A 12733-nucleotide genomic window follows, 5' to 3' on the forward strand; every position below is an offset into this window, starting at 1 on the left:
ACAACTGTGACTGCTCCAAGTGCTGATACAAGCCGTGTTTCCAACTGGAACTTGCCCAATTTCCTGACCGTGCTTCGCATCCTCGGAGTACCGGTGTTCCTGTGGGTACTTCTTCAGGAGGGCGGCGAAGCCACCAATTGGCGCTGGTGGTCGTTTGTCGTATTCGCGCTTCTGATGGCGACTGACAAGTTGGACGGGCACCTCGCACGTAGCCGTAACCTCATTACCGACTTTGGCAAGATTGCCGATCCGATTGCCGATAAGGCTCTAATGCTGGCTGCGCTGATTGGTATGAACATCATCGACATTCTGCCGTGGTGGGTGACTGTCATCATCGTGATTCGCGAAGGTGGCATCACCATCTGGCGTATGTTCGCCCTGCGTCAGGGGCGTGTTGTTCCGGCTTCTCGGGGCGGCAAGATAAAGACGGTCCTGCAGTCTGTAGCAGTGGGGCTCTTCCTGATGCCAGTGGACTGGTTGTTCTGGCCGTCCTGGATTGTGATGGTTGCCGCCATTGTCGTCACCGTCGGTACTGGTATCCAGTACATTGTGGATGCGCGAAAGGTCTCGTAGAGAAATTAAGTGGAGGGTAAAGCTGTGAACACAGTCGAACGCCTCGCCCAGAGCGACGAAAACGCTGACGGTGTCGATGGCGTTTCGCTTCAACTCGTCCAAACGCTTACGGCTCGTGGCGAGACTTTTGCAGCCGCAGAATCACTTACCGCAGGTCTTCTCTGCGCTACAGTTGCCTCCGTACCGGGAGCCTCCGCCGTTCTCCGCGGTGGCGTGGTCACTTACGCCACTGACACGAAGGCGTTGCTTGCCGACGTGCCAAAGGATGCTTTGGCCGCATATGGCCCCGTGTCCGAGTTGACGGCCCGGTATATGGCACTTGGAGTGGCAAATAAAGCAGTGGCGGACTGGGGGATTTCGCTAACTGGCGTTGCTGGTCCAGCGATGCAGGATGGGCACCCAGTAGGTGAAGTCTGGTGTGGTCTGAAACCGCCGGGAGTTTCGTACCTTGATGGGGTAACTGCTGTTAGGTTGCCGGTGAATAAAGAGGGGTCGCGCGCGGAGATTCGTCGTCAAGCAGTGGTATTGGCGTTAGAACTGTTGTTGCAGAATCTCGACGGTGAGTAGAATTTTTGAAAATTGGGAACAGGTCGGCCTTCTAAAGCGTTAGAGAAAGTGATGACCAACAATACTGCACTTATGACCATTCGCTACCCAGAGGTAGATAGCGCTGCCGCTTTCGAAGCTTCCATGGATGCCACAGCACCGTCGGCGCGGGTGGCTGTAGGGGAGCAGCCTGGATCGGTTGCAAAGTTAACGGCACAGGATTTGGCGGAACGGGGAGAATCCCGTGAGCCACTCCTGCGAGAGGCACTGGGGGAGACGCTGCGTGATATCCGTTCGCGCAGTGGACAGACGCTGCGTGAGCTTTCTGAAAATGCGGCTATTAGCCCTGGTTATTTGTCTGAGCTTGAGCGTGGACGGAAAGAAGTCTCATCTGAGCTGCTGGCGTCGGTATGCGCGGCGCTTGGTGTGACGGTGTCGGATTTGATGATGGAAGCAGCCACAGCGATGGCCCTGCATTCGGCGAGCCCAGAATTGGCAGCGATGTAGAAATTGGTTGCGGCGGTGGAATTTCATTCCATTGCTCCGGTACTTAGCACCCGAAGACGCTCGGCTTTAGTTAAGATTGGGTGCGCGATAAGCACAGACCTGCTTTGAGGTAGTTGCAATAAGAAAGGTGTATGGGACGCTATGGCTAATCCATTTGTAAAGCTGTGGAATTACTTGATGGCCGCTTTTGATTCCAAGATTGAGGAAAACGCTGATCCGAAGGTGCAGATTCAGCAGGCTATCGAGGATGCCCAGCGGCAGCACCAGGAACTATCGCAGCAGGCAGCGGCGGTGATTGGTAATCAGCGCCAGCTGGAAATGCGCCTTAACCGTCAGCTCGCTGAGATTGAGAAGCTGCAGGGGAACACTCGTCAGGCATTGCAGCTCGCTGACAAGGCTCGTGCTGAGGGGGATACTGCCAAGGCTACGGAGTATGAGAACGCAGCTGAGGCTTTCGCAGCTCAGTTGGTTACTGCTGAGCAGTCGGTAGAAGATTTGAAGGCTCTGCACGATCAGTCGCTGCAGCAGGCGGCTCAGGCTAAGAAGGCCGTCGAGCGTAATTCCATGCAGCTGCAGCAGAAGGTCGCGGAGCGCGCAAAGCTCCTCAGCCAGCTGGAGCAAGCAAAGATGCAGGAGAAAGTCTCTGAGTCCCTGCAGTCGATGAATCAGATTTCTTCGGGGGCTACACCTAATCTGGATCAGGTTCGTGACAAGATTGAGCGTCGTTACGCTAACGCTCTTGGTCAGGCCGAGCTAGCTCAGAACTCGGTTCAGGGGCGTATGGCTGAGGTAGAGGCCGCAGGCGTTCAGCTTGCTGGGCACTCTCGCCTGGAGCAAATCCGCGCAGAAATGAACGGTGGCAACGAGCTCTCTGGTGGCGAGGCTCAGAAGTCCATCGAGGGAAGCGCTGCCTCCAACGTTGACCCTGCTGTTGCTGAGCGCATGCGCCAGCTGCGTGAGGGCAATTAATTCTCCTACTCACCTTCACCACGTGCGATTAGCGAATCACCCATTGCCTTCGAGCGATTAATGGTTCGGATGACCACAGGTACGCCGAAGGCAATGATTGAGCCGGCAGCCCCTCGTGCTTTTCGAGCCTCCAGTACCTCGGCAGCGGCCATAACCTGAAGCGGAATCATACGCAGCGTCAGCGATAGTGCGAGCGCGATGGTGTCGACTGGTAGGCCGAAACGGGCGAACGGCTGCATCGCAGTGGTCAAAGTATCCATGATGTCGCTGACGCGGGTCGTCAGCGTTAGCAATATTGCCGCTGCGATTGCGGCGAGAAGCGCGAGGAAGGTCGTCAGCGCTTGCTCACCCCCGGCGCGCCACCACAGGAGAAGCGAAAGCAGCGCCAAAATGACTACGGCTCCACGGAGCTGTCGGAAAGCAACCATTGGTGGCACCTTGGCCACCGCATAAGCGAGGGTGACAATTGCCAGGGCAATCGCCCCGCCTAGCCAGGTATCCACGAGAATCCCGGTGAGCAATAAAAATGCGATGACAATGATGAGTTTGGGGGCCGTCGGGAGCCTGTGCACAGGCGACTTATGGTTTAGGTAAAGCCCTAACGGGACATCGGCTGGATGAATCATGAGCGGCCTTCTTCCGCACGAGTCATATCGCTGACGTATCGGTCAATAACTTCCTTCGGCGCACCGTCGTCGACGATTTCTCCTGCGCTTACACGGATAACTCGGTCGAAGTCCATAAGAAAATCCAGATCATGAGTGACCACGATAATTTGCTGCTCAAGCTGGGCGAAAATACTCCGAATGTGGAGACGATTGCGCAAGTCGAGGAGCGTAGTGGGCTCATCGGCAATAATGGTCGTGGGATTAAGAATTAACACTGCCGCCAGCGCCAGTAGCTGTTTTTGTCCACCCGAGAGCAAGTGTGGCGAGGCGTCAGCATGATCGGCAAGCCCAAACCGCTCGAGGGCTTCCTGCACCAGCTGGTTGCGCTCATCCTTTGGTAGTTTTCGCTTGCGTAGTGAAAAGGCAATGTCCTCTGCGACTGTAGGCATCACAATTTGATTATCCGCATCAGAAAAGATGAAGCCGACATTCTTGCGAATTGCCTTTGCCTGCTTTGCGACATTCATGCCCTCATACGTGACCGTGCCACCAGTGACCGGGCCCAGGCCGTTAATGAGTCGCACCAGCGTGGACTTACCGCCACCGTTTTCGCCGATAATGCCAATGCGCTTCTCTGTGAGAGTTAGCGTGGTCGGCTTCAGTATCTGGCGTCCCGAATAGGTTGCGGAAGCGCGGTCAAAAGCGATGGTGGGCATAGTGCGACTCGAGACCCTTTCTAATTCTGTGGGGTTAATTGCCCGAGGTGGCTGCTTCCTTAACCAAACGACTTTGCTTACGGTTGGCAGCGTCGGGAAGCAAATCAGGGAAAGCCTGCAGTACTGCAGTAGCAATAAGCGCGGCTACGACAACCTTTGCCACGTCGCCTGGGATAAACGGGACGTTCGTAATCAGTGCGTCGGTGAAGCTAAGTCCCATACGCCAAGCCAATCCGACAGATCCGAAGAAGTACTGTAGTAGAACTCCAACGAGGCCCGCGCCGATGAAGACGCTGATTCGTGAAACTTTCGCCCGTGGTGCTTGCTGGGCAATCGCGCCGATTGCGAAACCTGCAATTAAGTAGCCGACAATGTAGCCCACGGTAGGGCCGGGAAGTGCGGCGAGAAGTGGTTTCCAGCCCGCCATGTTTGGGACGCCCACGAGACCAACAGCCAGGAACAGGGTAGTGGCGAGGCCACCGCGTTTGAATCCGAGAATCATCCCGGCCAGTGCGATGCCCATGTTCTGTAGCACGATTGGCACGCCGAGGCCGCCAACGGGAATGGCAATGCCGCCGAGCACGATGATCAGTGCTGCGAAAGCAGCGATAAGAGTGAGGTCATACACCTTGGAATTATTCACAGCTCTCATCTTAAACCCATGAGTTGAGCACTGTTCAGGCAGGGGAGCGGGGATTAGGTTATGAAAAGAGGGTGGCCAGGTAGGTATCAGTGACAGGTATCTTGTACGTTGGTCTCATGCGATTGGCCGATTTTCACAACTTCGTCAACCACGAATTTGGGCCTCAGCACGGCCCGTGGCTGTTGCATTCCCACGTACTGATGGAATATGGAAAAACTCCCGCGGAATTGCTCGAGGACGGGGTCGAACCTCGGGATATCTGGTGGGCGCTGTGTAGGGAACACGATATTCCCGAAGACCGCTGGTACGGTCCTGACGAATAGGTTCCGGCGTAGACGACGGTGAATGCTTGCCGACGGCTCTTGCGTGTCGTTGCCATTCGAACAGGGTTTCGCATATTATCGAAAGTGCTGATGAAGTCAATCCGTCTGATTCGGTATAACTTCCGGGTGTAACCGGCAGTAGAGGTGTCGCGGACCAATTTGGAACCGGAACGGCTAGTTTCGCGCCTAATTAAGTGTGAGCGAAGTTTCTGTTTTGGATGAAAATCGGGAGACACATTCTCTGAGTACGGCTCCAGAACCCGATACCGTACGCGACAATGACCGCGACAATGACAATGAGGAAGAACAACGAACTATGGCTCGTAAGAAGGCTACGGCTTCGAACCAGGGCAATGATCGCCTGAAGGCGCTCGATGTAGCTCTGGCGAATATTGAGAAGGACTTTGGTAAGGGTGCAGTTATGCGCCTGGGGGACGACAATCGTCCTCCAATTCAGGTTATTCCCTCCGGCAATATCGCTATCGACGTGGCCTTGGGCCTGGGCGGGTTCCCGCGTGGTCGTATCGTAGAAATCTATGGTCCAGAATCCTCGGGTAAGACCACAGTCGCACTGCATGCTATTGCAGAGGCGCAGCGGCAGGGCGGTATTGCCGCATTTATTGATGCGGAGCATGCGCTGGATCCGGTTTATGCGCGCAAGCTTGGAGTAGATACGGACAACCTTCTGGTATCCCAACCAGATACCGGTGAGCAGGCACTTGAGATCACAGATATGTTGGTGCGTTCCGGTGCTATTGACATCATTGTGGTTGACTCGGTGGCCGCGTTGACTCCGAAGGCTGAAATCGACGGTGAAATGGGCGATTCCCACGTTGGTCTGCAGGCGCGGTTGATGAGTCAGGCGCTGCGCAAGATGACGGGTGCGCTGTCCCACACCGGTACCACTGCCATCTTCATTAACCAGCTGCGTGAAAAGATTGGCGTCATGTTCGGCTCTCCTGAGACCACCACGGGTGGTAAAGCACTGAAGTTCTACGCTTCCGTTCGCTGTGACGTACGCCGAATTCAGACGTTGAAGGATGGCCAGGATGCGGTGGGTAACCGCACGCGCTTGAAGGTAGTCAAGAACAAGGTGTCGCCGCCGTTCAAGCAGGCAGAGTTTGACATCATCTACGGCGAGGGCATTTCGCGTGAGGGCTCGTTGATTGACATGGGCGTTGATAACGGCATTGTCAAGAAGTCCGGTTCGTGGTTTACCTACGAGGGCGATCAGTTGGGGCAGGGCAAGGAAAAGGCTCGTATGCACCTGCGCGAGAATCCAGAAATTGCCCAGGAAATCGAAGTCAAGATCAAGAAGAAGCTCGGCGTCGGGGAATTCGCGGAGGTCGAGGACGAGACCGATATCGATGCCCCTGTCGATGTCGTGCCGGACATCGACTTCGATGATTTGGAAGACTAGCTAGCTCGAGGCGTAGTGCCGCGACACACGAAAAGTGAGGACCGTGGAGGATCGTAACGGCCGCGATGTGCGGGAGACTATCGAAAAGCTTGCTCAGCAAATTGCGGAAGCTGACGGTAGTTCGCTCTACGATGCGGGTCGTGAGGAATCCAAGGCCCCGATTCGTGCTAAGGCACTGCGCTTGCTCGATCAGCGAATGCGTTCCCGCAAGGAACTCGTAGAAAGGCTCGAGGCAGTCGAGGAGTTTCCAACCTCGATGATTGAAGAAGTCGTTGATGACCTGACCCGAAGTGGATTGGTCAACGACGAGCTTTTCGCATCCGAATGGGTGCGGCAGCGCTTTGCCAGTCGCGGCAAGTCGAAGATGGTTTTGAACCGGGAGCTGCAGGAAAAGGGCATTGATGTTTCACTTCGTGCAGATGCGTTGGAGCAGATTACGCACAACGCGGAAGAAGAAGTCGCCCGGAAGCTAGCGGCGAAGAAAGCGGCCACTATTAAAACAGTGGCACCTGACTTCAACTCCAAGCAAAAGGATTTACGCAAAGTCGTCGGTGTGCTGGCGCGGCGTGGTTTCCCCTCTGAATTGTCCATGAGCATTGCTCGGGATCAGTTAGAAGAGCGATACCGGGAACTCGAAGAGGACACAGATTAGCGCCGGTGCCACCGCACGCCGGATTAGCACGCCGGCTGCGGACCCGTCAGGTTTAAAGGGGTCGCTGATTGGGGAAATGGGCCATAAACAGCTAACCTAAACTGCCGTGACTACCCCTTCTTTGAACTCTCAGCAGCAGTCTTCGCCTCGCACATATGAGGTACGTACGTTCGGTTGTCAGATGAACGTCCATGACTCGGAACGACTGTCTGGCTTGCTGGAAGAAAACGGTTATGTAGCGGCTGCAGAAGGCGATAATCCTGATCTGGTCGTTTTCAACACCTGTGCCGTTCGAGAGAATGCGGACAATCGCCTTTATGGCACGTTGGGACAGCTCAAACCAGTCAAGGATGCTCACCCAGGCATGCAGATTGCCGTCGGTGGCTGCTTGGCCCAGAAGGATAAGGACGTCGTCGTAAAGAAGGCCCCATGGGTGGACGTTGTCTTCGGTACGCATAACTTGGGTTCGTTGCCAGCACTGTTGGAACGCGCCGCTCATAATGACCGGGCTGAAGTCGAGATTAAGGACGCGCTGGAAGAATTTCCCTCGGTGCTGCCGGCCAAGCGTGAATCCACTTACGCAGGTTGGGTGAGTATCTCCGTAGGCTGCAACAACACGTGCACCTTCTGCATCGTCCCCAGTTTGCGTGGTAAGGAACGCGATCGTCGTCCAGGCGAGATTCTCGCTGAGGTGCAGGCACTCGTGGAGCAGGGCGTTACTGACGTCACCCTCCTTGGACAGAATGTCAACGCCTATGGTGTTAACTTCGCCGACCCTGACATGGAACGCGACCGCTCGGCTTTTTCCAAGTTGCTGCGCGCCTGCGGCCAGATTGAGGGGTTGGAGCGCGTGCGCTTTACGTCTCCGCACCCAGCTGAGTTCACCGATGATGTCATCGACGCCATGGCGGAGACACCGAACGTGGTTCATCAGCTACACATGCCACTACAGTCCGGTTCCGACCGAGTGCTGAAAGACATGCGCCGTTCCTACCGCACCAAGAAATTCCTGGGAATTCTGGAGAAGGTTAGGGAAAAAATGCCGGATGCCGCCATTACCACTGACATTATTGTCGGTTTCCCAGGCGAGACTGAAGAGGACTTCCAGCAAACTCTCGACGTGGTGGAAAAGGCTCGTTTTAGCTCGGCGTTCACCTTCCAATACTCGCCCCGCCCGGGAACTCCGGCGGCAACCATGGCGGATCAGGTTCCACCACAGGTTGTGAAGGAACGCTATGGTCGGCTGCTAGCGCTTCAGGAGCGTATTTCCGAGGAAGAAAACGCTAAGCTAGTCGGCCGGGAAGTCGAGCTGCTGGTCAGCCAGTCCGATGGCCGTAAGAATGCGGAGACTCATCGCATGTCTGGTCGTAGTCGGGATGGCCGCCTGGTGCACTTCAGCCCGTCGGAAAGCGAACCAGGCATCGTCGACCGCAAGATTCGCCCAGGTGATTACGTGACAGTACGCGTGACCGACTCCGCACCGCACTTCCTCATTGCTGACTCCGGTGTGCTCACACACCGCCGCACTAAGGCGGGGGATAATGTAGAGGTCGGCCAGACTCCGACGACCGCGCCGATCGGAGTTGGTCTGGGCTTGCCAAAGATTGGGCGCCCGGAGAAAACGAGTGTAAGTGAGGGATGCGGCTGTGAGTAGTGACAAGGCTTCGCCGGAAAGTGATATGGAATCCACTAGCGAGCAGTCGGTGGAATCCGCGCAGGCGTTGCGGGTTCAGGAGCGCAAGGCCGCTGGCGAGCTGGATCTCGGCCGTGCGGTGATTCCGATGATGGTTGCCGTCATCGGCCTCATTACGAGTTTCTTCCTTCCGCACTCTGGCGTCGTTTTGGGCTTTGATGTGTTGCTGGATACGGATGTTGCGCATCAGTACTTCACGACTCGACCGGAGCGAATTTACTCCATTCTCGTGGTGGTAGGTGTCTTGCTAGCTATTGCCACGCTGATTACGCGGACGACGATTCTCGCATTCGTCACCTGGTTTTTTGCCTGTATTCAGATGGTCTACTCAGTCTTCGCTGGCTGGATGCGTCAGTCTCGTCCACAGGAACTGGCCGGCGAGGGTATTTCTTTCGGCCTGATGCTCGGTATTTTCTGCAGTTTTCTACTGGCCATCTCCGTGACTTTCATCGCTTTCCGACGTAGTAAGGAGCAGCTCGCAATCGCGACGAAACGTCGCAAGCACGCTGACACCGATCCGGTACTGCGCGCGCAGCAGGTTTACCTGCGGGCGGGCCTGACACCGAATACGACAACGGATGTTGAGGTCGTCGACGACCGCCGTGAACGTGCTCGCCGACGCAATCGCGGCCAGCAGGGCAGTAGTGCGGACAATGTCTCTCAGCAGACCGGCGAACAGGACGAACAGGTCAGCGACGAGTAGTGAGACTTTTTAACTAGCGCAGTAAGTAAGGGGCTCTCTTCCACTCCGGAAGAGAGCCCCTTACTTTTAACCATCGACGCGTTGCCAGCGCGTAGCTGAGCCAGGATTCTGTTGCGGACGCCGGAGAGCGAGAACATGCTTCCCCGACACACAACTAGCTTCTGTTAGAGCTCCTTGAGAGTCTCCGCGGCCTGCTCTGCCCACTGTCGCCACTGTTCGGCCTGCTCCCGAGCCTTGGCTGCCTGAGAAGCCTTGCCCTTCGCCTCGAGTTCGGCGGCCTTCTGCTCAAACTCCGCTGCGCGGTCGGCGAACTGCTGGACGCGAGCCTGTGCTTCGGGGTCGGTACGGCGCCACTGCGAATCGGCAGCATCGGAGACGCGCTTTTCCAGTGCGCCAATGCGGTTTTCATACTCACGCACACGACCACGCGGCACAAAGCCGATGGCCTCCCATTTCTCCTGCAACTGACGCAGTTCGTTGCGAGCGTGATCGAGGCCCTTGGACGGATCAATGCGGTCTTCGTATTCAGCCAGCAGTGCGTCCTTGGCCGCAGCGTTTTCCTCGAACTCCCTGTCTCGAGCTTCGTTGACCGCGTTGCGAGCACCAAAGAACTCATCCTGGGCGGCCTTGAACTGCGCCCACAGCTTGTCATCGACCTCGCGCGGGGCTCGACCAGCGGCCTTCCACTCAGCCATCAGGTCACGGAAGGCAGCAGCGGTGCCACCCCAATCAGTGGAGGTCTTCAGGGCCTCAGCTCGCTCAATGATGTCCTCCTTAACGCGGCGAGCAGCCGCACGGTTGCGGTCCAGTTCCGCAAAATGGGCACCGCGGCGGCGGTTGAAAGAATCACGCGCGCGGGAGTAACGGCGCCAGAGCTGATCATCAGTTTTGCGGTCGATGCCGCGAATCTGCTTCCACTCCGTGAGAATCTCGCGGATACGGTCGCCGGCGACCTTCCACTCGGTGGAGTTCTCTGCGAGCTCTTCGGCCTCTGCGGCGAGCTCTTCCTTACGTGCGATGGCGTTCTTACGGCGCTCTGCCTTGTCGTGAGCGACTTTTTCCTCTGCGACGTGGGAGGTGGCAATGACCTCTGCAAGGCGCTTATCCAGCGCATCGATATCGCCGAGGACCGTGGCGGTGGCAAGGCTCTCACGCAGTTCAACTGCGTTGTGAGAAATGGTCTTTGCCTCCTGCGGGTGGGAGACTACACGAGATTCCAGTAGCTCGACCTCGGTGGCCAGATCCTCGTAGCGCTTGCCGTAGTGGGCATAACCCTCTTCTACGGTGCCAGCCTGCCAGGAGCCAATATTGCGTTCGCCGGCGCTGGTGACCAGCCAAACAGTGCCGTCTTCGTCAATGCGGCCAAACTTCTTTGGATCATTGTGGACGGCATGTGCCACAGCGGCCGACCCCGCAGGCGCTGGAGTAGCTCCAGGGGCCTTACGATGAGCCGGCATTGAGCCTGGTCGAGGTCCCGGACGTGGACCCGGGCGTGGACCTGGCTTAGGGGAATTGCTGGTACCGGTCATAGTGGGTAAACCTCTTCCAATCTTCATGCAGAACTGCCGCGCGACACGGCTGCCATCAAACACTTACGGTATGTGCTCGAGTATCCCAAAAATTTTGGCACAGCGCGCGTAACACCGCCGGAATAAGGCATCGACTAGCCCCTCACGGTAGCGTTGAGGACGTGAATTCGCGTTTGCCTCGGCTTGTTATCGTTCCGCGTGCGCTCCTCATCGTCGAGGAGCTGGGTGGTTTTGCACCTATCGCCACGGAATTGCGCCGTCATGCCCGTGAAACCGTCGCGACGCTGTGGACAGATGACGAACCCGGGGAGCCCGGCGCGGTCGCTATTATCACTGGCAGGATGCAGGCGAAGTCCCCGCACCAGACCAGCGCACCCGGCAGTTTTTCTCCGTATGGGGTTGATGTCACGGTGTCAGGCGGAACCGAATTACCTGAGCTGCTGGGACGCTGGCTTATCGAAGACTACGCGCGACGGAATTCTGAAGGACCCACTGGCCGCGTCATTCAGGCAACGTGCTTCGACTCTATCGCTGAGGCACTCGCTGCCGGTCACACGCGTCTGCTTGTGCTTGTCGACGGCGCATTCGGCCTTGCGGACGATTCCCCGGTCGGCGTAATTGAAGGTGCAGCGGAGGTTGATGCGCTGTGCAGTCTGATTGCTGGTCAGGACTGCTCAAGTATTAACGTGGAAAATATTGTGTTTCCAGCTCCCGGCGCGTACGCAGCCGAGTTATGGCAGCAGCTGAGTAAAGCTGCTGAAAGCTGGAAGGGGTCTGGATTGACCGTCGTAAAGCGTTCTTACTATGACGGGGCGCCTTATGGAATCGGCTACCACATGGCCAGCTGGCGGTGTGTTGCGAAGTAAGAGCGCGCGTTTTTAGTTTTTGTGCAGGAGTGTGAACTGGGTAGTGACGGCTTTCGAGAGTGAGAGCTTGCCGGTGCCGATTGCGGTGGTAGGGCCGACGGCGTCGGGAAAGTCGGATTTGGGGCTGGTACTTGCGGAGCAGCTTGGCGGTGAGGTCGTCAATGTTGATTCGATGCAGCTCTATCGAGGAATGGATATCGGAACAGCGAAGCTGTCGGTGGACCAGCGGCGGGGGATTCCGCACCACCAACTCGATGTGCTGAACGTGACGCAGCCGGCGAGTGTGGCGACGTATCAGCGTGAGGCGGTCGCGGATGTTGAGGCCATTCGCGCGCGGGGGAAAGTCCCCATCCTTGTCGGCGGGTCGATGATGTATGTGCAGGCGTTGGTGGACGACTGGCAGTTCCCACCTACGGACCCTGAGGTACGTGCGAAGTGGGAGGCAGTGCAAGACGAGATTGGTCCGGCGGCGTTGCACGATCGGTTGGCAGAGATTGATCCGGATGCGGCGGCAATTATTGAGACCAACGACCCGCGGCGCACTGTCCGGGCTTTGGAGGTCATCGAGCTGACAGGTAAACCTTTTGCAGCGTCGAAGCCGTCGATTGATAAGCCACCGCGGTGGAACACTCGCATATTGGGGTTGCGCACGCAGGCGGAATGGCTAAATCCGCGGATTGAACAGCGTACGCGGGGCATGTTTGCCGCTGGCCTGGTGGAAGAAACTGAGAGTTTGATTGCGCAAGGGTTGCGCGAAGGTGTGACCGCTAGTCGCGCGATCGGCTATGCGCAGGTGCTGGACTACTTCGATGGGGTTTACGACCTGGATACGGCTTGTGAACGCACGATTACTGGTACGCGCAGGTATGTGCGACGTCAGCGCTCCTGGTTCAACCGTGATCATCGGATCATGTGGCTAGACGCTGCCGGTGACGTGCCGGGACAGGCGTTTTCCGCACTTGGTCTGTAAGAGATTCGGACCTCC

Annotated in this window: 15 protein-coding genes; 11 read left to right on the forward strand and 4 right to left on the reverse strand. The window is 56.9% G+C overall.

From position 1 onward, the window contains the following. The first annotated feature begins 6 nt into the window (after positions 1-6). The 4 genes from pgsA (at position 7) to ADM64_RS02115 (ending at position 2595) form a co-directional block, all read left to right on the forward strand. Complete coding sequence (pgsA, locus tag ADM64_RS02100; RefSeq protein WP_016422605.1) at positions 7-573, forward strand: CDP-diacylglycerol--glycerol-3-phosphate 3-phosphatidyltransferase; 567 nt, start codon at positions 7-9, stop codon at positions 571-573. Positions 574-597: 24 nt separating this feature from the next. Beyond that, a complete protein-coding gene (locus tag ADM64_RS02105) occupies positions 598-1140 on the forward strand; it encodes a CinA family protein (RefSeq protein WP_016422606.1) in 543 nt (180 codons plus the stop codon). 51 nt (positions 1141-1191) lie between these two features. Further along, positions 1192-1626, forward strand: a complete 435-nt coding sequence (locus ADM64_RS02110) for a helix-turn-helix domain-containing protein (RefSeq protein WP_016422607.1) — start codon at positions 1192-1194, stop codon at positions 1624-1626. A gap of 141 nt (positions 1627-1767) precedes the next feature. Then, positions 1768-2595, forward strand: a complete 828-nt coding sequence (locus ADM64_RS02115) for a PspA/IM30 family protein (protein WP_005509356.1) — start codon at positions 1768-1770, stop codon at positions 2593-2595. A gap of 5 nt (positions 2596-2600) precedes the next feature. Here the strand turns inward: ADM64_RS02115 and ADM64_RS02120 are convergent, their stop codons facing one another. The 3 genes from ADM64_RS02120 to ADM64_RS02130 are packed head-to-tail and all read right to left on the reverse strand — an operon-like array spanning position 2601 to position 4571. Next, the gene (locus tag ADM64_RS02120) at positions 2601-3221 is read right to left on the reverse strand and encodes an energy-coupling factor transporter transmembrane component T family protein (protein WP_049170855.1); all 621 of its coding nucleotides are present in this window, start codon (positions 3219-3221) and stop codon (positions 2601-2603) included. Beyond that, the gene (locus tag ADM64_RS02125) at positions 3218-3919 is read right to left on the reverse strand and encodes an energy-coupling factor ABC transporter ATP-binding protein (RefSeq protein WP_049170859.1); all 702 of its coding nucleotides are present in this window, start codon (positions 3917-3919) and stop codon (positions 3218-3220) included. Before ADM64_RS02125 ends, ADM64_RS02120 begins: the two co-directional genes overlap by 4 nt. A gap of 34 nt (positions 3920-3953) precedes the next feature. Continuing rightward, positions 3954-4571 (reverse strand): biotin transporter BioY, encoded by a 618-nt coding sequence (locus tag ADM64_RS02130; RefSeq protein WP_049170862.1) that lies wholly within the window; start codon positions 4569-4571, stop codon positions 3954-3956. Positions 4572-4651: 80 nt separating this feature from the next. Here ADM64_RS02130 and ADM64_RS02135 point away from each other — a divergent pair, with 80 nt between their 5' ends. The 5 genes from ADM64_RS02135 (at position 4652) to ADM64_RS02155 (ending at position 9353) form a co-directional block, all read left to right on the forward strand. Next, the gene (locus ADM64_RS02135) at positions 4652-4885 is read left to right on the forward strand and encodes a DUF3046 domain-containing protein (RefSeq protein ID WP_005509697.1); all 234 of its coding nucleotides are present in this window, start codon (positions 4652-4654) and stop codon (positions 4883-4885) included. Positions 4886-5201: 316 nt separating this feature from the next. After that, positions 5202-6305: a recombinase RecA gene (gene recA / locus ADM64_RS02140; RefSeq protein ID WP_049170952.1), complete on the forward strand. Its 1104-nt coding sequence runs from the start codon at positions 5202-5204 to the stop codon at positions 6303-6305. Between the two features lie 43 nt (positions 6306-6348). Next, the gene (locus ADM64_RS02145; protein ID WP_049193012.1) at positions 6349-6957 is read left to right on the forward strand and encodes a regulatory protein RecX; all 609 of its coding nucleotides are present in this window, start codon (positions 6349-6351) and stop codon (positions 6955-6957) included. Positions 6958-7063: 106 nt separating this feature from the next. Then, entirely contained in the window at positions 7064-8611 is a 1548-nt protein-coding gene (gene miaB, locus ADM64_RS02150; protein ID WP_049170866.1) for a tRNA (N6-isopentenyl adenosine(37)-C2)-methylthiotransferase MiaB, read from the forward strand. Next, the gene (locus ADM64_RS02155; RefSeq protein WP_224433130.1) at positions 8604-9353 is read left to right on the forward strand and encodes a hypothetical protein; all 750 of its coding nucleotides are present in this window, start codon (positions 8604-8606) and stop codon (positions 9351-9353) included. The genes miaB and ADM64_RS02155 overlap by 8 nt, the downstream gene beginning before the upstream one ends. 164 nt (positions 9354-9517) lie before the next feature. Here the strand turns inward: ADM64_RS02155 and ADM64_RS02160 are convergent, their stop codons facing one another. After that, positions 9518-10882 (reverse strand): DUF349 domain-containing protein, encoded by a 1365-nt coding sequence (locus ADM64_RS02160; protein ID WP_016422615.1) that lies wholly within the window; start codon positions 10880-10882, stop codon positions 9518-9520. 161 nt (positions 10883-11043) lie between these two features. Here ADM64_RS02160 and ADM64_RS02165 point away from each other — a divergent pair, with 161 nt between their 5' ends. After that, positions 11044-11748 (forward strand): hypothetical protein, encoded by a 705-nt coding sequence (locus tag ADM64_RS02165; RefSeq protein ID WP_049193013.1) that lies wholly within the window; start codon positions 11044-11046, stop codon positions 11746-11748. 67 nt (positions 11749-11815) lie between these two features. Then, on the forward strand, positions 11816-12718 hold the full coding sequence (gene miaA, locus ADM64_RS02170) for a tRNA (adenosine(37)-N6)-dimethylallyltransferase MiaA (RefSeq protein ID WP_049189646.1): 903 nt from the start codon (positions 11816-11818) through the stop codon (positions 12716-12718). Positions 12719-12733 lie beyond the last annotated feature (15 nt).

It is taken from the genome of Corynebacterium sp. 401_CJEI (genome assembly GCF_001076435.1).
Lineage (GTDB): Bacteria > Actinomycetota > Actinomycetes > Mycobacteriales > Mycobacteriaceae > Corynebacterium > Corynebacterium jeikeium_D.

Bases quoted from the DNA above. Each gene is read 5' to 3' on its own strand.
- ADM64_RS02160 (WP_016422615.1), bottom strand. From the start codon at position 10,882: ATGACCGGTACCAGCAATTCCCCTAAGCCAGGTCCACGCCCGGGTCCA.
- ADM64_RS02115 (WP_005509356.1), top strand. From the start codon at position 1,768: ATGGCTAATCCATTTGTAAAGCTGTGGAATTACTTGATGGCCGCTTTT.
- ADM64_RS02120 (WP_049170855.1), bottom strand. From the start codon at position 3,221: ATGATTCATCCAGCCGATGTCCCGTTAGGGCTTTACCTAAACCATAAG.
- ADM64_RS02125 (WP_049170859.1), bottom strand. From the start codon at position 3,919: ATGCCCACCATCGCTTTTGACCGCGCTTCCGCAACCTATTCGGGACGC.
- recA (WP_049170952.1), top strand. From the start codon at position 5,202: ATGGCTCGTAAGAAGGCTACGGCTTCGAACCAGGGCAATGATCGCCTG.
- ADM64_RS02110 (WP_016422607.1), top strand. From the start codon at position 1,192: ATGACCAACAATACTGCACTTATGACCATTCGCTACCCAGAGGTAGAT.
- ADM64_RS02130 (WP_049170862.1), bottom strand. From the start codon at position 4,571: ATGAGAGCTGTGAATAATTCCAAGGTGTATGACCTCACTCTTATCGCT.